Origin of the sequence: Trichocoleus sp. FACHB-90 (assembly GCF_014695505.1) — a bacterium.
GTDB classification, from domain to species: domain Bacteria; phylum Cyanobacteriota; class Cyanobacteriia; order Cyanobacteriales; family FACHB-T130; genus Funiculus; species Funiculus sociatus.
In genome coordinates, this window is record NZ_JACJOK010000040.1 from 14,015 (window position 1) to 32,060 (window position 18,046).

Sequence of the window (18,046 nt, forward strand, 5' to 3'; positions counted from 1 at the left end):
TTTTAGTTTTTGTCCGTTTCCCGTTGACCGAAAGAAGGTTGAAAGGGGGGAAGGTTCTCACACCTTGCCAATTCAACTTAACTACTCTTCCCTTCCCACGAACTTCTTGGTTAATTCTCCGGCCCTACCATTAGCTTTTTGAGCGACTCTAATCCTTTTTTGACACGCCGGGAGACTGTCACCACACTGATGTCTAAGCGTTCTGCGACCTCTTTTTGCGTTAAATCGTGTAAAAAAACGAATTCTAGAATTTCGCGAGTGCGCTTTTCTAGTTGCACGAGAGCCAGTTGTAGGCGAATCTGGTCTTCTTGGGCTAACTGAAAACTGCGATATTGGGGGTCTGGTACAAGTTCGCCTAAGCAAGTCGAACCTTCCTCAGCATCTCCCACTGGTAAATCTAAACTTAGCAATTCCCGGTTTTGAAACGCTAACTGAATTTCCTGCCATTCTGAAGCAGAAATTTCCAGCGCCGCTGCCACCTCTGAATGGGTAGGTGGTCGGTTGTATTTCTGTTGGAACTCCCGCGTTACAGAGGCTGCCTGATACCGCAGAGCCTGCCAGCGCCGAGGTAGGCGGAACGAGCAGCCTTTATCTCGTAGATAGTGCTGAATTTCGCCGCGAATGTAGGGGATGGCGAAGGAACTGAAGGCGTGTCCCTTGGACAGGTCAAAGCGTTCAATAGCTCGAATTAATCCTAAACAGCCAACCTGAAGCAAGTCCTCATAGTTCTCAGTACACTGATTAACCCAGTGATGTGCTTCTTTTCTCACCAGTCCAAAATTCAGTTTTACCAGATGATTCCGGATAGCATCTGTACGATTGTGCTGGTACTCTCGTAACAGTTGCAAGCTCTCCAGTTTAATTTCGGGAGTGACGTTGGTATACATAAAGAAGTTCGCTTGGTAGATTGTCCCCAGTAGAGACGCTAATTTTGGTTTTATTCTGCTTTTTAAGTAGATGCTGTGATTTAAAACATAGACGCTGGAGGATAGAGCTATTAAGTAGGCTCCGGGGAACTGCCCTTCAGAAAAGTAAAACTAATCAAGCATTTTTGGTGAATTTTCCTAATTACCTGCTTTTTCAGGCTTGATCATAAGTTTATTCTTTTTGGCCAGTTAATTACAATAGCATTTTCACGGAGAAATGATTTTCTACCGGAAACAGGCACTGTCAGTGTGTAGTTAAAAGCTTTAAATGAGTAAACCTTAGAAGTCCTCACTTTTAACTTTGGACTTCTAAGGCATAAAAAAAGGGGCTTCACCAGCCCCTTTTCCCGATCCGCTAAATTAAGCAATCAGTGCTAAATAGCAGATTTAAGCCTGATCTGGTGCAACCCGCGCATAAAAAATGCCGCGAATTTTAACTTCTTTAACTTCGCCAGCTCCTAGATCCGTGTCAGAAGGCTGTTCGCTTTCAAAGGTTCCGGCAATTTCACCAGTGACGTTATCCACCTTGGCGACTTGCAGGGAAATGCTACCCTTCAAGGTGTCTACACGCTTGACATTAGCACGAGTCAGTTCCTGAGCATCGGATTGGGCTGGGAGTCCTACTGCATTATCATAGCCACTGGCTACACCGCGACCTTTAGGATCGAGGAAAGTTGCCCCCCGATAGGAAGGAACGTTAAACTCGCCCTCAAAGTCGGTCGAGGTGTTAATGCTGTCCATTCCGGGCTGACTTCTGGCAACCAGGTTTTTAATCGTGAACAGGAAGGGTACTCGTTCGCCACCAGGCAGCTGAACAGTTGTGGCTTGGAAGTCGAGACCATCCTCTTCAACCAAGCTTAGACGCTTATTTTCATCAACTTTCAGTTCACCTAGCACCTGGTCGATGCTAGATGTATACCGTGTCAACAACTTGCCGGGAACGAATTGGGCGGCTTGCCGTTTGTTGGCAGATTCTTCTTTGACAAAGAAGCTGGTCGGCTGTAAGCACAGGTTAGTAACTTTATATGTCTGGCTAGGATCGATGGGAATGGAACTGCGAGTCGTTTCAGAGAGTTGAGGGCAGCTATTTGCCAGACCCGTGCCTCGGATCTGGTCGTAGGTGAGTGGAGTTGGAGTGGAAGTCGCGTTGGCTGGACCTTCACTACAAGCAGTTAGTACCCCCAAGCACAATGCCAGGAAGGCAACAATGAAAGCGCGATACCTCATGGTCAACCTCAATATCTAATTTAGGAATCCCTACCAGTAAAATCTGGGGTGGGGTTTAAGTGACAGGGGACAAAAGTGAAATTCTTAATTTTGCTCGGAATCGTTCGGCTTAGAATCTCTAAAGTGAATTTTACAAGGCTTTGTGTTGCCTTTATCCTGAAGCTGCGGGTAAATTATTTCAATCCCTTTATTTCCATCCCTAATAGGGATTTAGACCCATGCCGTGCTTACACACCACACCAATTTACCAATAAGTCGATTGTGCAGCGATCGCTCTAGTTAAGAAAACACTCCGTTAAAGTTGAAAACAGCATGGACAGACAAATCACCCGCATGAACAGTAACAAAGATGTTGAGTCGGGGCTTTTTGGGTCAGAATTGGAAGCGATCGCTATTTCTGTTCGGTCTTTGGCAAAGGCTTGTCAGGGAGATACTCTGGCTTTGTTGGCAATGCTTCGCGCATTAGAGGATTTGCACCGCGAGATTCGGGAAGGTGTATTTCAGACTTCTTTACCGGATAATCGTCAAGCTCTATACAATCTGTTGAAAGATATGGAAGAAGCTGGCGGCTGGCCTTACATTGAGCGCATGAGGCTGCGATCGCTTCTCGAACATCTGTCACCTTCAAATGGCAATTCCCCAACTCTCAAGCACGAGTCAGGCTCTCCAGAGGACGATGGCGGTAGTCCTTAGTTTTTGACACTCCTCAGCGTAAACGCACGAGGATTCTTGGCTCAACGAAACCACTTAAACTAGATTCCTTGCGTCGTCTAGCCCAGAGGTGGGATTCTCCCCAAGAGTTACTTCGGGTATGCCCTACCCTAGTTGCATTACTGCAAGTCCTGTTTAATTTGAGGCAATATACCCCAAAATGCTGTTCGTCTAGCTCCTATGAATCTTTTACCTACTGCTAGGAGGAAACTAGAAAAATGCATTAGAACCGCATAGATTCAATTTTCAAGGTTCAGCGCTTTATCTTACGAATCGCTAGGTTTTTAAAGTGGTTGATTACCTTTCCACTATAATTAGTGTCTCATATCGGTACACAAAATGGCCCAAAAACAGTTACACGTTAGAGTTTCAAAAGCATGAGATGAAAGCACTTGAGCGATATGCTCTCGATACGAAGCGAACTAAGACGGACATTCTTCGGGAGTTTCTTAGCTCCTTAGAAAAACAAAAGCCGTTTTAGAAGGACGAGGCTTTAGACCCAACTTTTCGGTAAGCTTTGGTTGGGGAGGGTTTCAACTTGACAACTTTTAAGTGACTAATGACTCCACAAATGTTAAGATCCGACCGTTATCATTGCAACACCCCCCTGCTTTTATGCCGCTTGCTGTTAATCCGATTAAATTTGGTACAGATGGCTGGCGAGGTATCATCGCCGCAGATTTCACCTTCGATCGTTTAACGCTTGTGGCACCGTTGGCGGCACAAGTCCTGGCAGATGTCTATGGTGAGGCGACAAGTCAGCGCACGATTATTGTGGGCTACGATCGGCGCTTTATGTCGGAAACTTTTGCTTTTGAGACGGCTCTTGCAGTACAATCTGCGGGATTTGATGTGCTGTTGAGCGATTGTTATGCCCCAACACCAGCATTTAGCTGGGCGGCTTATCAACGAAAGGCTCTAGGGGCTTTAGTGATTACGGCAAGTCATAATCCAGGCGCATATTCAGGGTTAAAAGTCAAGGGTGCATTTGGGGGTTCGGTTCCCCCAGAAATTACGCAACAGATAGAAGCGCTGTTGGCTAAGGAATCGTCGCCAGTCAAAGGAAAGCCTGGAAGTTTGGAGAGGTTCGACCCGTGGGCTAATTATTGCGAAGCGCTACGGGCTAAAGTGGATATTGGCTGCATTCAGGATGCGATCGCGCAAAAGAAACTCAGTGTTTTTGCCGATGTGATGCACGGTGCGGCGGCATCCGGACTTGACAAATTGCTGGCGACGCCAATTCAGGAAATTAATAGTTCTCGCGATCCTTTATTTGGTGGAAGTGCGCCGGAACCTTTACCGCGTTACCTTTCCCAGATGTTCCGGCAGATGCGGACTCACCGCCGCAGCAGTGGTGAGGGGTTGGCAGTAGGATTTGTGTTTGATGGAGATAGCGATCGCATTGCTGCTGTCGATGGGCAAGGAAATTTCCTCAGTTCCCAAATACTCATCCCGATTTTAATTGAACACATGGCATCACGGCGGGGACTGATGGGGGAAGTTGTAAAAACAGTCAGCGGTTCCGATTTGTTTCCCCGCGTAGCATCTCTGTACAATCTGCCAGTGTATGAGACACCGATAGGCTATAAGTACATCGCCGACCGGATGTTGTCAACTCAGGTGTTAGTAGGCGGCGAAGAGTCTGGAGGCATTGGCTACGGCAATCATATCCCAGAGCGGGATGGGCTGCTGTCAGCACTGTATTTGTTGGAAGCGATCGCCCAGTCAGGACTAGACTTAAGCGAACTTTACCAACGCTTGCAGGAAAAAACAAGTTTTACCTCAGCTTATGATCGCATTGACTTACCTTTAGCGAGTATGGACGTGCGATCGCGTTTACTCGAACAACTGCAAAAATCGCCTTTGACTGAAATTGCTGGTCAGTCAGTAACAGACTGTCTGACAATTGATGGTTATAAGTTCCGTTTAGCCAATGACAGTTGGTTGATGATTCGCTTCAGCGGTACGGAACCCGTTTTGCGACTGTACTGCGAAGCACCAACTCTCAAGCAGGTTTATCAGACCTTAGACTGGGCGAAAAATTGGGCTAATTCAGTTTGATAGCAAGAGTAAAGAAAGCGATCGCTCAAGACGCTGGAAATTTTCACAGATATCCGTACAATTTGTAGAAGGAGAATTTAAGTAGACGTTTTCGCTTTGAAAGTGACAAAGCTTGAATCAGTCTGCCTAGCATCAAAGACCATGAGAGAGAGTAAACACAATGGAAGCTACAGTAAACTGCGCTGAAGCCTGCGTTAACGGCTGCATTTTGGGTGACAAATGCCCCAATAAGGAAAATGCAGCGTCTGCGTCAAACTTCATCAAAGAGACTTCTTTAGATAGAATGCTGGAAATTGCTGACGAAGCGCGCAGAAAAAAAGCTATGCAGCCTCCCCAATGGGTGATTCCTGACTTTCCTTAATAAAAATTTTGGCTTGAAAGTTAAAAACAGTCGTAGCGAACTAAATTGCATCACACAGCAATCCTGTTTGAGTTGTGATTCCAATTAGGCAGAAACCCTGTTTCTACGCCTTTCGCAACTCAAATAAGACTGCTATAATTGAGCGCCTTTTTCTAACTTATTTAATTCGTCATCAGCAATTTGATACCAATCATTTCGGAAACGTGCATCTTCTGGCTTAGTTGTCAAACTACGTTGCTTTAATTCTGGGTACTTCTGATAAAAAATTTCATCAACTTGACGAATAAAAACCGTTTCGGAAATCTTCAAAGCTTGGCGACGCTTAGTTATTTCCGCTACAAAATCCTGCTCTTTTTTACTTAGGGAACCATCGGCAGGTAATGGCGAAGATATTGCTGGAGGAAAGGACGATAAACGGGATTTTATTAAAGTCCAAGCCCCCATCCCGACTGCCAAAATCAGACTTACACTAATTCCTGTTTTCCAAAATTTTAACCAACTCAGCTTGTGAATTGGGTTAGGAATGGAAACACCGGGACTTTTACTTTTTTGACTGATAGTTGTTGGAGGAATTGGATAGGCGGGGCTACCTACAACGTTCATAGTAGGAACTTGAGAAAAAAGGGGATTTCCAGAGGGGAGGGCTTGGAGAATTTCTCTAGCTGACTGATAGCGATCGTCCGGATAATAAGCTAACATTTTATCCAAAATAATCGCTAACATAGGACTAACCCTCGCCTCTTGTCGCCACCGCCAAGTTGCCTGAAAACTATTGAAAAGTTTTTGGGGTTCTTTGCCAGTTAGCAACACCAAAACTGTAACCGCCAAAGCATACAAATCGCTACAAGGAAAAGCATTTCCTTGGCGTATTTGTTCTTCTGGTGCGTAACCTTCTTTACCCAACCGAGTAGCAGGCATCTGTCCGCTAAACTGGGAGGCAGCATTTACTGCTACTTGCTTAACGCCACCAAAGTCAATTAAAACTGGCAACTTATCGGAACTCCGCTGAATCAAGTTATCAGGGGATATATCTCGATGTACCACTCCTAGCGAATGGATGTAATCTAATACTGGTAAAATTTGTCGCAGCAGTTGAATTACTTGGGTCTCGTCAAACGGCTTCCCCGCTTTTAACAATTCGCAGTAGGTTTGCCCCTCTACATACTCTTGCACCAAAAACAGAGATTCCGTACCGCCAAGATTGACTCGGATCAATTCTCGGAAACGAGGAATCTGCGGGTGTTGCAGCTGGTAAAGAACCCCAGCTTCCCGCATAAACAACTCTTCAGCTTTTTGTAGTTCCTTGCTGCCTTGAACTTGTGGTAAAAATTCTTTAAGTACGCAATGCTCACTGTACCGATTGGTATCTTCTGCAAGATAGGTACGTCCAAAGCCACCTTGCCCCAATTCTCGCACGACACAATAGCGGTTTTCTAGAACTGACCCGACGGGAAGAGGTGCGTCGATAGGCATAGTCGATTTACAGTAAGCAGCATTTTAAGCGTATTTTAACTATACGTGGATGCGATCGCTCTCATCTTAGACTTATTAATTAATTGCTATACTCGCAACACTGGATAGTCAGGATGTGCTGGATTCGGAACTAGGCGCTGATTTTTACAATCTACAAGTAAATCTAACGTCTCCAATACAGTCTGACCTATCAACACTTGATTCCCTGTCACCATTGTTGCTTCAATAGTCTCACGACCTTCTATGACAATGATTACAGGTTCCGTCAATCCTACCGTTTCTTCTCTACCATCAGCATATTTAGCTACCTGTTGACTCCTTATCCTTAAACCAAGATGCTGCACTATATCGATAGGTAGCACAGTGCGTGTAGCGCCAGTATCTACAAGTGCTTGTGTTTCATACACGCGCAACAAATTTGGGTTAAGCAGTCCGCGACTTACTAACGCTTCATCAATCGCATTTGTTAGACTTACTTGCACTATCACTTCCCCCATACTTTCCCTAATCGCCCGATTAGAACTACTGATATTTGTCATTATCTGTGTTTTCTCCTGTTTTATTAACTATGTGTAATAAATCAACGAGTAGCCGAGTATAATAATTACTCTAATGGTATGCGATCGCCTGATTCTGATACAACTTAGTAGCCGAACCTCTAGGCAACTTTAATAATATTTATCATGCCGCTCATTCTAATTTCATAACTTCAAATAAAATTGGCTTAATCCGTCTCAATACTTCCTCAAGCAAACCCTCTGGACATTTACCAATAAAACTCGCCTCTCTTGCACGATACATCTAAGGTATATTCCGAAGAACTTGGCAATGGTTGTAGTACCAGTTTTCCATTGTCTACGCTGCAAATAACAGTGTCATTCACATTGAGTTTTAGGTATTCAGAAATATGTTTGGGGATTCTAAAAGCCAAGGAATTTCCCCATTTGCCGATGTGCGCCTTGGTTTCCATATCAAACCGCCTTAAGGATATACAATGTATATTCTATACGTAGCAAATTTGGGTCAGGTTCCTCCAATTCCATCAGCCAAACTTGCCCCCTTCTGTGGCACCCTGAGAAACAGAGAGGAACGCAAAAAGTAAAGAAAAGGTTATGCAAACTCTGCCAATTCCCAACACTGCATCTAAGGAACCCGCTTTTGACACCGCCATTAAGCGCCGCAAAACCCGTCCGGTAAAGGTGGGAAATGTCACCATCGGCGGCGGTTATCCGGTGGTGGTGCAGTCGATGATTAATGAAGACACCCTGGATATCGACGGATCGGTTGCCGGAATTCGTCGCTTGCACGAGATTGGCTGCGAAATTGTGCGCGTCACTGTGCCTAGTATCGGTCACGCTAAAGCTTTGGCGGAAATTAAACAGAAATTAATCCAAACTTACCAAATTGTGCCTTTGGTTGCCGATGTGCATCACAACGGGATGAAAATCGCCTTGGAAGTAGCCAAGCACGTTGATAAGGTGCGGATTAATCCTGGGTTGTATGTGTTTGAGAAGCCAAAAGCGGATAGAACTGAATATACCAAAACTGAATTTGACGAGATTGGCGAAAAGATCCGCCAAACTTTAGAACCCTTGGTGGTTTCCTTGCGAGATCAGGGTAAGGCGATGCGAATCGGGGTAAATCACGGTTCCCTGGCTGAAAGAATGCTGTTTTCCTACGGCGACACTCCTGAAGGGATGGTGGAATCGGCTATAGAATTCATCAGAATTTGCGAATCCCTAGATTTCCACAACCTGGTAATTTCTCTCAAAGCGTCGCGGGTTCCGGTGATGTTAGCAGCATATCGCTTGATGGCGAAGCGGATGGATGAATTGGGAATGGATTACCCTCTGCATTTGGGTGTCACGGAAGCTGGTGATGGCGAATATGGACGCATCAAATCTACGGCAGGAATTGCTCCCCTGCTAGCTGATGGAATTGGCGATACTATCCGGGTGTCTCTCACCGAAGCGCCAGAAAAAGAGATTCCCGTCTGTTACAGCATTCTGCAAGCTTTGGGTTTGCGGAAAACAATGGTTGAGTATGTCGCTTGTCCTTCTTGTGGTCGCACATTGTTTAACCTAGAAGAAGTGCTGCACGAAGTTCGGGAAGCAACTAAACACCTCACCGGGTTAGACATAGCAGTCATGGGTTGCATTGTCAATGGGCCTGGAGAGATGGCGGATGCTGACTATGGTTATGTTGGCAAACAACCTGGTTATATCTCGCTATATCGTGGCAGAGAAGAGATAAAAAAAGTACCAGAGTCGCAAGGAGTTGAAGAATTGATTAATTTAATTAAGGCAGACGGACGCTGGATTGATCCTTAAGTTAAGAAAAGTTAGGAGTTAAGAGTGAGGAATCAGGAATTGTTAACTCATAACTCCGAATTCTCTGATTCCGGACTGTCACCTAGTGCAGATGGATAGAGAAGTGCGCTCTAATGCTGGGTAGAAATTGCCTGTGTTAGAGTTAGCGTAATTCCTTGGCAGTAATTCCCCCCAGCTCAGACAGGAAAATGGTAATTACAAAACGTGGGCTTGTTCTAAGTGCGACAGCAGCAACAGTGGCTGCGATCGCTATTACCGGAGTAGGTATTCATCTCCCCAAAAGTCTAGCAGTCTTGCGCGAAAGCCCCAAGGAGCTAGTAGACGAAGTTTGGCAAGTCATCGACCGCTCTTATGTGGATGGCACCTTTAACAAGGTAGATTGGCGGGCAGTTCGCAAAGAGTATCTCAATAAGTCTTACAGCAACAAGGAGGAAGCTTATGAAGCTATCCGGGAAATGCTGAAGAAACTTAATGACCCCTATACTCGGTTCATGGACCCAGGAGAGTTCAAGTCAATGCAAATTGACACTTCTGGGGAATTAACAGGGGTTGGTCTGCAACTTGCCCAAGATGAAAAAACCAAGAAGTTAACGGTAATTGCGCCAATTGAAGATACGCCAGCTTCTAAGGCTGGTGTATTGGCTAAGGACATCATCACCAAAATCGATGGCAAAACTACCGATGGGATGGATGTCAATGACGCGGTGAAGCTGATTCGGGGACAGCCGGGAACCTCAGTGACGCTGACGGTTCAGCGGGGGGACAAGGAATTAATGTTTCCTCTGAAACGGGCGCGAATTGAAATCCATCCGGTGCGCTTTAGCAAGAAGACAAGTCCTACTGGCGACATCGGCTATATTCGCCTGACTCAGTTCAGCGCTAATGCTTCTAAGGAAATGGCAGACGCGATTAAAGCTTTAGAGGCGCAGAATGTGAATGGCTACATTCTGGATCTGCGCTCTAATCCAGGCGGTTTACTGTACTCTAGTATTGAAATTGCCCAAATGTGGCTCAAAGAAGGCACAATTGTCTCAACATCCGACCGCCAGGGAGAAAGGGATCGAGAGACGGCTAATAATCGCGCCTTGACTGATAAACCGCTGGTGGTGCTGGTGGATGGCGGATCGGCTAGTGCTAGCGAAATCCTAAGTGGAGCTTTGCAGGATAACAAGCGGGCTGTTTTGGTGGGTACAAAGACCTTTGGTAAAGGTTTGGTGCAATCGGTGCGGGGCCTGGGCGATGGTTCGGGTTTGGCGGTGACGATCGCTAAATACTATACTCCCAAGGGTCGCGATATCAACCAAGCGGGAATTGTCCCGGATCAGGTGCTGGAACTGTCGGATGAACAGCGCAAGTCGTTGCAGACTGACCGAGATAAAATCGGCTCTCAGGACGATCCTCAATACTCGAAAGCGCTGGATGTGCTGAATCAGGAGATTGCTGCGAAAAAAGGAAATAGGGCGGAAAAGAAATTTTAGATTTTCCTCCCGCCGAAGGAGTTTCTAGACTTCTGCTGATTTTGGGTTGAATCTACGGTTCTCATTTGTGTTCAATACTTCTGACCTCTCCCCAACCCCTCCCGTTCTAGGGAGGGGCTAATTACCCTCCCCTTGTAATTCCTGTATTTGACTCAACTGCGAACCGCTATAAAATCTAAAATCTCAAATTATGCGGGTTGGCACTTTCCAGCGCGGATTAAGCCGATGCGACGAGCGATCGCTTCCTCTTGGGAATTAAATGGCCCCCAGCGTTCCACAAATGCTGATTCTTCCTCTCCTTCGACGCGATCGCTGGGGATAATTTCGCATTTTTGATGTTGTCGCTTGACAATATACCAAGTTTGTGAATCAGTCATCTTAAGTAAAAGTTAATTCCACACAGAGAGACTGCTAGGGTTTTGGAGCGGCTGCATTGGTTGAAGTTCCTATGTCTGGCTGTAACAGGATTGGCAAACCGCCTTGCCCTTGACCGCCCATCACGACAATTTTAGAATTGGGGGATTGAGCTAGTTTTTCAGTGGCTTCAATTGCCCTCAATTGCAGCATTCGGTCGCTCAGTCCTTGAGAAATTATTTTTTGAGAATCAGAAATACCTCTGGCTTCAATGCGTTTTCGTTCAGCCTCTTGACGCTCTTTTTCTAGAGTAAATTTCATCTGCTGGCTTTGCTGCTCGACTTGGAGTTTTTGCTCAATTGCGGCTTGGAGCGTATCAGGGAGTTTAACTTCCCTCAACAGCGCTTCTTCAACTATAAAACCAAGAGGTAATAACTGCTCGCTTAGCCGTTGGCGAAGCTGATTAGCAACTTCTTGGCGTTTGGTCGAGTAAATTGCTACAGCCGGGTAACTAGCAGTAATTTCGCGGACAAGGGAGCGAAATCGGGAAGTAATAATATCTCCCTCTTCAGTACCAATATTTTTATAAACTTCCGCCGCTTTCTGCGGATCTAGTTTGTATTGAAGAGTGACATCGATATTGAAAGCTAAACCTTCTTGGGATGTAGCCTCTATAGTTTCCTTCATATCCCTTAGCCGAGTGGAAAATATCTCGACTTCCGTAAAGGGATTGACTAAGTGGACACCAGGATTAAGCGTACGTTCGGAAACCCTTCCCAAGGACTCTACAACGCCGATATTCCCAGCGGGAATAATCAAAACACTGCGTAAAATAGCAGAAATCCCTGCAATAGCTCCAACTAGGGAAGCGATCGCTTGCACCGCCAAGCGGCCTCTTTCATTCTTAACTTTACCAGCATTCAAGAAAAGGAGGATAGAAATTAACGTTATCAGGAGCGAAGCTATAAAAGACATAAATTTCCCTCCATCAGCTTTGAAAAATTACAACTTAATTTGATGATATATCCGGCTGGTTAACGTTAGGTAATTAAACAGCAGAAAGCTAATTCGGGCTATTGTTTTTTTAGCTACTGAGATTTAAAGAGTAATTAATCACAAAGTTTGAAATAAACCATAGGGTAAGGAAAAAGGCAAAAGAGTAAGATTACTTACGTTTCTATTTTTTGTCTAGTTTGTGTTTTTTCTCTTCTTTTTGCCTTTTTCCTTTTGTCTTTTTAGCCGTTAGTGGCTAAGACTTTTTCAGCTAGTTTTCCGGGGACTTCTTGGAGATGGTCGTGTTGCCAGTGGAAGAAGCCAACGCCCATTGTAAGACTTCGCAATTCTACGATAAAGTCGTGCATCTCAGCTTGGGGTAAATACGCGGAAACGCAATCCCAACCTGCCCAATCTGATTTAGCTTCGTAGCCGAGAATTTGTCCCCGCCGTCCGCTTAGCAGTTGGAGGACTTTGGAGGTAAACTCGCTGGGAGCGCATACTTGAACTGAGGTAATCGGTTCAAGCAGGGTTGGTTCGCACTTTTGCATTCCTTCCTGCATGGCAATTCGGGCAGCTTGTTTAAATGCCTGTTCCGAACTATCGACTGAGTGGTATGAACCATTTGTCAGCGTTACTGCTACATCGACGACTGGGAAACCCAAGGGGCCATGAGTGAGATATTCCCGCACTCCCATCTCAACACCGGGAATATATTGCTTGGGAACGACACCGCCAACAATAGTTTGATTGAAGTTAAAGCCTTCGCCACGGGGTAGGGGTTTTATTTCCAGGTATACGTCGCCAAATTGCCCGTGTCCGCCGCTTTGGTGCTTGTAGCGCCCGTGAACTGAGGGGGCAGTTTTGCGGATGGTTTCTTTGTAGGGAACTCGCGGCAGATGGGTTGTCATCGGCAGGTTGTATTTGCGCCGCAGTCGGTCGAGAGCAACTTGCAGGTGAATGTCGCCTTGTCCCCAGAGGATGACTTCGTGAGTATCGCCGTGTTGTTCCCAGGCGAGGGACGGATCTTCTTCTAGCAGTTTGCCTATGGCGCTGCTGAGTTTAACTTCGTCGTTGCGCTTTTCGGGCGCGATCGCCATTGCGTATACTGGGGAAGTCTGCTCGGCTTTCGGTAATTCGGTTGCCAATTGTGGATCGGCTGTCAGGGTATCGCCTGTTTTAATTGCTTCCAAGCGTCCCAGTGCGACAATTTCACCAGCTTGGGCTTGTGTGACAGTTTGCTGTTGCTGTCCCATCAAGCGGTACAATCCGCCAGCACGAACCCCATTCAGGACAATTCCATCTGTTAACGTACCTTGCCAAACCCGCACGAGGGAGAGTTTCCCACCTTGAGGAGTGTAATAGGTTTTAATAACTTGCGCTAAGGGAGCATCGGCGTGGAGAACAATTCCCCGACGTTCGGCAGTAGTTGCGGGATCTGGTGCTTCTCGCAATAAAGCTTCCAACAGGGGTCGCACTCCATAATCTTGCTCAGCAACCCCCAGGAACACAGGCACAATTAAATCTGCCCCTAACTCCATTTTCAAGTCTTGGATAATTTCTTCTTGGGGCGGGTTAATTTCCTCTAGCAGTTCTTCTAGCAAGTGGTCGTCAAAATCTGCCAATGCTTCCAGCATCTCTGTGCGTGCTGCTTGCTCTTGTTCTTTCAAGTCTTCTGGCATTGGCACCGGGTCAGCTGGCGCACCCGGATGGTAATGATAAGCTTGTTCGCTCACCAAGTCGATAAATCCGGTCAGTTGTTCGCCTTGACCGATGGGATACTGGTGTGGGACGATCGGGCGGCTGGAAACTGTTTTCAGGGCGTTTAGCACGTCCATGAAGTTGTTGTTCGCCCGATCCATTTTGTTGATGAAGACTAGGTGCGGGATTTCCCAGTCGTCGAGAAATTTGAATAAAGGTGCGAGGGTGAGGACGCGATTGGTGTGTGGTTCGCAGACTACAATCGCTGCATCCACGCCAATGAGAGCGTTATAGGTTTCTTGTGCAAATTCTACCGAGCCGGGACAATCTACAAAAGTGAAGCGGACATCGCCGTACTCTGTGCTGGCAGTACATACCTCTACACTCATCTGGCGATCGCGTGCTTCTTGGGAACTATCTGCCACCGTGTTACGGTCTACAGTACGTCCTTTGCGGGAAATTGTCCCACTGACGAACAGCAAGCTTTCCAGTAATGTAGTTTTGCCACTTAAATACGGGCCGACAATTGCAACATTTCGCGTCCCGGAAACGACTTTTTCGTTCATAATTCACCTCCAAGAAAAAAAGGAGAGAAGCAGATTGACACCATTGGCAATCGGCGGGATGTTCCCGCTCTCCTTTCTGGGTGCCATTAACTGCTTGTTAGCCCTATGGATTTATTGATCCCTGACTGTGAGATTAGCGCGTTTGACTTCCCTGAAATGAAAGTTGCAATTTCTTTTAAAGCAAACTCACCCAAAAATTAACTTAGATAAATTACTATTAAATAAGCGTAAATTTTATCAATAAATGAAACAGATTAAAAAGTATTTGTTAGAAAAATACTGGATATCAAGTCAACAAGCGTAACAATTGTAAACAAAAAGGTGACTCGAAAAATGGGAAGGCATCGGCATCTGGAATGGATAAATATACCCCACAGAACTAAGCCTGGAACCTCTAAGTCCGCCTTGGCGGACTTCGTTTGTGTAGCCACGGCTTTAGTCGTTAGGCTCTCGCTGGTGGGGATAATGCCCCCGGTTGTCGCATTACCAACTTCCACGCCTATAACAGTCGCACAAGCGCCCCAGGCGGTGGATTCGGTGAATCAGGGTTTGCAGATGATTCAACAGGGGAAAGTATCAGAAGCGATCGCATCCTTTCAACGCGCCACCCAACTCGATCCCAAACTGGCACCAGCGCATTACAATTTAGGTCTAGCTTTGCGGCAGGCGGGGCAATTGCAACCATCAGCGGATGCCTTTTACCAAGCGACACAAGCCGATCCCAAATTTGCCTTAGCTTTTGCCAATTTAGGCGCGGCGCTGCTGGAGGGCAACAATTTACAGCAGGCGGGTGATTATTTAGTACGGGCGCTGGAAATCGATCCCAAGTTGGGGGTAGCCCATTACAATCTGGGTTTGGTTAGGGAACAGCAAGGAGATTGGGAGAAAGCGATCGCATCTTTTAAAAAAGCTATGCAGTTGAGTCCAAAGGCACCAGAACCTGCTTATCATTTGGGCTTATCTTATTTACAGCAAAATAAAACTAACGAAGCTAAAAAAGCATTTCAACAAGCCTTAAAAATCAGCCCCAAATACCCTGAAGCTCACTACAATCTCGGTTCAATTCTAATGAATCAGGGAAAATTAGACGAAGCTTTAAACGCTTTTCGCCAAGCAGCCGAAGCTAATTCTAATTACGCCAATGCCTACTATGCAGCGGGTTTAGTATTTTTGCGCCAAGGCAAATACAGCGATGCTCAGCAATTACTACAATACGCAAAAGACCTCTACGCTGCTCAAGGAAACACCCAGTGGGTGAGGAATTCTCAGGAATTATTGCAAAGAGCGCAAAATCCTAATTAAGGCTCACTCGGATCAATTAGTTGCTGGTGCGATGCACTTTGACGCGCCTAGTCGGATCTTGCTTCTTCACCCAAGACAGAAATTTCTGCATCTGAGGTTCATCCTTCAGCCTTTCCACACAGTTGAGTTCTTGGGCTAATCTCGTATTATCAAACAAAGTATGTATCTGTCGATGGCAGGCAGAACAGATATTTGTAGTAGGGCCTGGATCTTCATTTTTCCGCTTAGTTTTCTGTCGCGGAACTAGATGATGTACAGTTAATTTTTCTATTTCTCTTTCGCACAATTCGCACTGCATTGATTGATAAAACTCCTACTCCCTTACTTGGTAAAAGTAATTATAACTGGCTGTAATAAAGCTATGCTCTTGAAAAGCCTTACTCCTTTAATTATATAATTCATTCTAATAATTTGTAGAACAATCCTATTTGATTAAGAAACCGCTGAGACACAGAGGAAGAGAAAACAGAGAGGTTGATAAATAAATTAGGATTGCTATCTTAGAAAAAAAATCGGTAAAAATACGAATTCAGAAAAAAGATAGAGCATGGTAGGTGTATGAAATAAAGAAGCGATCGCTTCCATAAACCTCATCCGTCGCCCTTGCAAAATTCATGTCTCAAAATTATCAGAAAAATAGTGTTATCTCAGGTGCAGCATTTGTTACCGCAGGCGCGGCGACAGGTGCCGGAGTCTCCGCCGCCGTTGGCGGGATGGGATTAGTTGGAGGATTTGGAGCTGTTGGGCTTGGTATGGCACCAGTTACGGCGGCGGGTGCTGTTGCTGGCGCTGCTGCCTACGGAGCTTTTACAGCGATAGGAGAAGGAGATACTTTCGCTTTAGGTGCCATAGGAATTGGCGCAGCAGGTGGCGCTAGTTTTTACTCAGTTTTTGGCGGCATGGGATTAGCCTTTAAAGGAACGGCTGTAGGAATTGGCATGGCTCCGATGACTGCTGTTGGTGCAGTAATTGGACTGGGAATTTATGGGTTGCACAAAGCTCTCAAACCAGAGCCTGGAGAGCGTTTAATGGGTGCGATAGATGCCTTTGGGCGGATGGAAGAAAAAATATTGTGGCAAGAAGCTTACACCGAGGCACTTTTAGAATTAGAACTTGCAGCATTAGAAAAAAAGTTAGCTGGTGATGCTGTAGAAAGAAAATTTGCTAATTGGGAACTGGAGGGTGAGTTAGAGGAATTGAAGGCTAAAATGCAGCCAAAAACTAATTCAAACTTCTTTAAACCAAATGTCAAGTCATTTGGAACCCCTGAAACTTCTGCCACCACGACACAGCCATTAAAAAGCAAGTTTTCTTCTCCTGAAATTGAAGCAAAACTGGTACGAGTAGAGGCGCAGGCATCTCAATCTTGGAAATGCGTACATATTCTTAAAGGACACTCAGCCTCGGTTAATTCCGTTGCTATCAGCCCCGATGGTGAAATCGTTGCCAGTGGGAGTGATGATAGAACAGTTACTTTGTGGAATCTGAAGACAGGAAAAAAGATTTTTACCTTTATTGGGCAAGCACAGGAAGTTTATTCAGTGGCAATTAGTCCAGATAGTAAGACTCTTGTCAGCGGCAGTTTTGATCAAAAAATTACTAGCTGGAATTTGCGAAGAAATGAATTTATCCGCACCTTCTTTTATTTAAACTCACCCTACAGTCATTCCGGCTTTGTTTACTCGGTTGCCTTCAGCCCGGATGGAAAAATTATTGCTAGTGGAAGTGCCGATAAAACTATCAGGCTTTGGAATGGGTATGGGGGAAAATCAATCCGTACTATTAATGGACATTCAGATGCGGTTTTGTCTGTTGCTATTAGTCCCGATAGTCAAACTATCGCGAGTGGAAGTGCCGATAAAACTATTAGGGTTTGGAATTTGATTAGCGGACAACAGCAGAACATTCTCGCGGGGCATTTTGGCTGGGTTAATTCTGTTGCCTTCAGCCCCGATGGAAAGACTCTCGCTAGTGGGAGTGGAGACACCACAATCAAGTTCTGGAATCTCAAAACTGGAGAATTAATTCGCACTTTTTCAGGACATTCATCAAGGGTTAATTCTGTTGCCTTTAGTCCCAATGGAAAAACTCTCGCCAGTGGCAGCACCAACAGCGTTAAAATTTGGAACCTGCATACTGGAGAATTGCTAGCAACTCTTTCTGGACGTGGTGCGGTTGCTTTTAGTGCTGATGGAAATACCTTGGTGAGTGGCGCTAATGGTGCCACTATTAAAATTTGGCATCAGTCCTGTCAGACGAATAAATCTCAGCCTAACTTTGTCCTATCAGGGGAATGGTGGGAAGTTTTGGGTGTGGAAAAAAGTGCTTATCCTAAAGATGTGAAGCGTGCATACATTCGCTTGGGAAGGCAGTATCATCCTGATATTAATTCCTCTGCTAGTGCTAAAGCTATAATGCAGGCAATTAATCAGGCTTATGACCAGTACCGGAAAGAAATAAGCCGCAATACGGTTCGGTTAAGATAATGCAGCCTACCCAACACATGAGTAGAGACGTTCTATAGAACGTCTCTACAAAGAAAATTTTACGCTTTATTTAGGAG

Annotated in this window: 16 protein-coding genes; 7 read left to right on the top strand and 9 right to left on the bottom strand. The window is 45.5% G+C overall.

Features of this window, described 5'->3' with window-relative positions; all coding sequences use genetic code 11:
• Nucleotides 1-110: 110 nt before the first annotated feature.
• The gene (locus H6F74_RS11505; RefSeq protein ID WP_190440876.1) at nt 111-887 is read right to left on the bottom strand and encodes an RNA polymerase sigma factor SigF; all 777 of its coding nucleotides are present in this window, start codon (nt 885-887) and stop codon (nt 111-113) included.
• 426 nt (nt 888-1,313) lie between these two features.
• Complete coding sequence (locus H6F74_RS11510; protein ID WP_190440878.1) at nt 1,314-2,153, bottom strand: photosystem II manganese-stabilizing polypeptide; 840 nt, start codon at nt 2,151-2,153, stop codon at nt 1,314-1,316.
• Nucleotides 2,154-2,486: 333 nt separating this feature from the next.
• Between H6F74_RS11510 and H6F74_RS11515 the strand changes: the two genes are divergently transcribed.
• The 3 genes from H6F74_RS11515 (at nt 2,487) to H6F74_RS11525 (ending at nt 5,286) form a co-directional block, all read left to right on the top strand.
• Nucleotides 2,487-2,846, top strand: coding sequence for a hypothetical protein (locus H6F74_RS11515; protein WP_190441044.1), 360 nt, complete (start codon nt 2,487-2,489; stop codon nt 2,844-2,846).
• Between the two features lie 633 nt (nt 2,847-3,479).
• Entirely contained in the window at nt 3,480-4,925 is a 1,446-nt protein-coding gene (locus H6F74_RS11520) for a phosphoglucomutase/phosphomannomutase family protein (RefSeq protein ID WP_190440881.1), read from the top strand.
• Between the two features lie 160 nt (nt 4,926-5,085).
• Nucleotides 5,086-5,286 carry a hypothetical protein gene (locus tag H6F74_RS11525; protein ID WP_190440882.1) on the top strand — a complete coding sequence of 67 codons (201 nt, stop codon included), beginning with the start codon at nt 5,086-5,088 and terminating at the stop codon, nt 5,284-5,286.
• A 132-nt stretch (nt 5,287-5,418) separates the two neighbouring features.
• On the opposite strand, the gene H6F74_RS11530 is transcribed toward H6F74_RS11525, so the two are convergent.
• The 3 genes from H6F74_RS11530 to H6F74_RS30995 form a co-directional block, all read right to left on the bottom strand.
• Complete coding sequence (locus H6F74_RS11530; protein ID WP_190440884.1) at nt 5,419-6,759, bottom strand: serine/threonine-protein kinase; 1,341 nt, start codon at nt 6,757-6,759, stop codon at nt 5,419-5,421.
• 86 nt (nt 6,760-6,845) lie between these two features.
• Entirely contained in the window at nt 6,846-7,298 is a 453-nt protein-coding gene (locus H6F74_RS11535; RefSeq protein ID WP_190440886.1) for a retroviral-like aspartic protease family protein, read from the bottom strand.
• Nucleotides 7,299-7,525: 227 nt separating this feature from the next.
• Nucleotides 7,526-7,729 (bottom strand): AbrB/MazE/SpoVT family DNA-binding domain-containing protein, encoded by a 204-nt coding sequence (locus H6F74_RS30995; RefSeq protein WP_199301103.1) that lies wholly within the window; start codon nt 7,727-7,729, stop codon nt 7,526-7,528.
• 142 nt (nt 7,730-7,871) lie between these two features.
• On the opposite strand from H6F74_RS30995, the gene ispG reads away from it, so the two are divergent.
• Complete coding sequence (gene ispG / locus H6F74_RS11545) at nt 7,872-9,089, top strand: (E)-4-hydroxy-3-methylbut-2-enyl-diphosphate synthase (protein ID WP_190440888.1); 1,218 nt, start codon at nt 7,872-7,874, stop codon at nt 9,087-9,089.
• Nucleotides 9,090-9,277: 188 nt separating this feature from the next.
• Complete coding sequence (gene ctpC, locus H6F74_RS11550) at nt 9,278-10,567, top strand: carboxyl-terminal processing protease CtpC (RefSeq protein WP_190440889.1); 1,290 nt, start codon at nt 9,278-9,280, stop codon at nt 10,565-10,567.
• A gap of 188 nt (nt 10,568-10,755) precedes the next feature.
• On the opposite strand, the gene H6F74_RS11555 is transcribed toward ctpC, so the two are convergent.
• The 3 genes from H6F74_RS11555 to H6F74_RS11565 all read right to left on the bottom strand — a co-directional run bounded on the left by H6F74_RS11555 (nt 10,756) and on the right by H6F74_RS11565 (nt 14,181).
• On the bottom strand, nt 10,756-10,944 hold the full coding sequence (locus H6F74_RS11555) for a transposase (RefSeq protein ID WP_190440892.1): 189 nt from the start codon (nt 10,942-10,944) through the stop codon (nt 10,756-10,758).
• A gap of 34 nt (nt 10,945-10,978) precedes the next feature.
• Nucleotides 10,979-11,896, bottom strand: a complete 918-nt coding sequence (locus H6F74_RS11560; protein ID WP_190440895.1) for a prohibitin family protein — start codon at nt 11,894-11,896, stop codon at nt 10,979-10,981.
• 260 nt (nt 11,897-12,156) lie between these two features.
• A complete protein-coding gene (locus H6F74_RS11565; RefSeq protein WP_190440896.1) occupies nt 12,157-14,181 on the bottom strand; it encodes an elongation factor G in 2,025 nt (674 codons plus the stop codon).
• A 465-nt stretch (nt 14,182-14,646) separates the two neighbouring features.
• Here H6F74_RS11565 and H6F74_RS11570 point away from each other — a divergent pair, with 465 nt between their 5' ends.
• Nucleotides 14,647-15,483 carry a tetratricopeptide repeat protein gene (locus H6F74_RS11570; protein ID WP_190441045.1) on the top strand — a complete coding sequence of 279 codons (837 nt, stop codon included), beginning with the start codon at nt 14,647-14,649 and terminating at the stop codon, nt 15,481-15,483.
• Nucleotides 15,484-15,499: 16 nt separating this feature from the next.
• Here the strand turns inward: H6F74_RS11570 and H6F74_RS11575 are convergent, their stop codons facing one another.
• Nucleotides 15,500-15,781 (bottom strand): HNH endonuclease, encoded by a 282-nt coding sequence (locus H6F74_RS11575; RefSeq protein ID WP_190440903.1) that lies wholly within the window; start codon nt 15,779-15,781, stop codon nt 15,500-15,502.
• Nucleotides 15,782-16,097: 316 nt separating this feature from the next.
• Here H6F74_RS11575 and H6F74_RS11580 point away from each other — a divergent pair, with 316 nt between their 5' ends.
• On the top strand, nt 16,098-17,969 hold the full coding sequence (locus tag H6F74_RS11580) for a DnaJ domain-containing protein (RefSeq protein ID WP_190440920.1): 1,872 nt from the start codon (nt 16,098-16,100) through the stop codon (nt 17,967-17,969).
• Nucleotides 17,970-18,046: the final 77 nt, after the last annotated feature.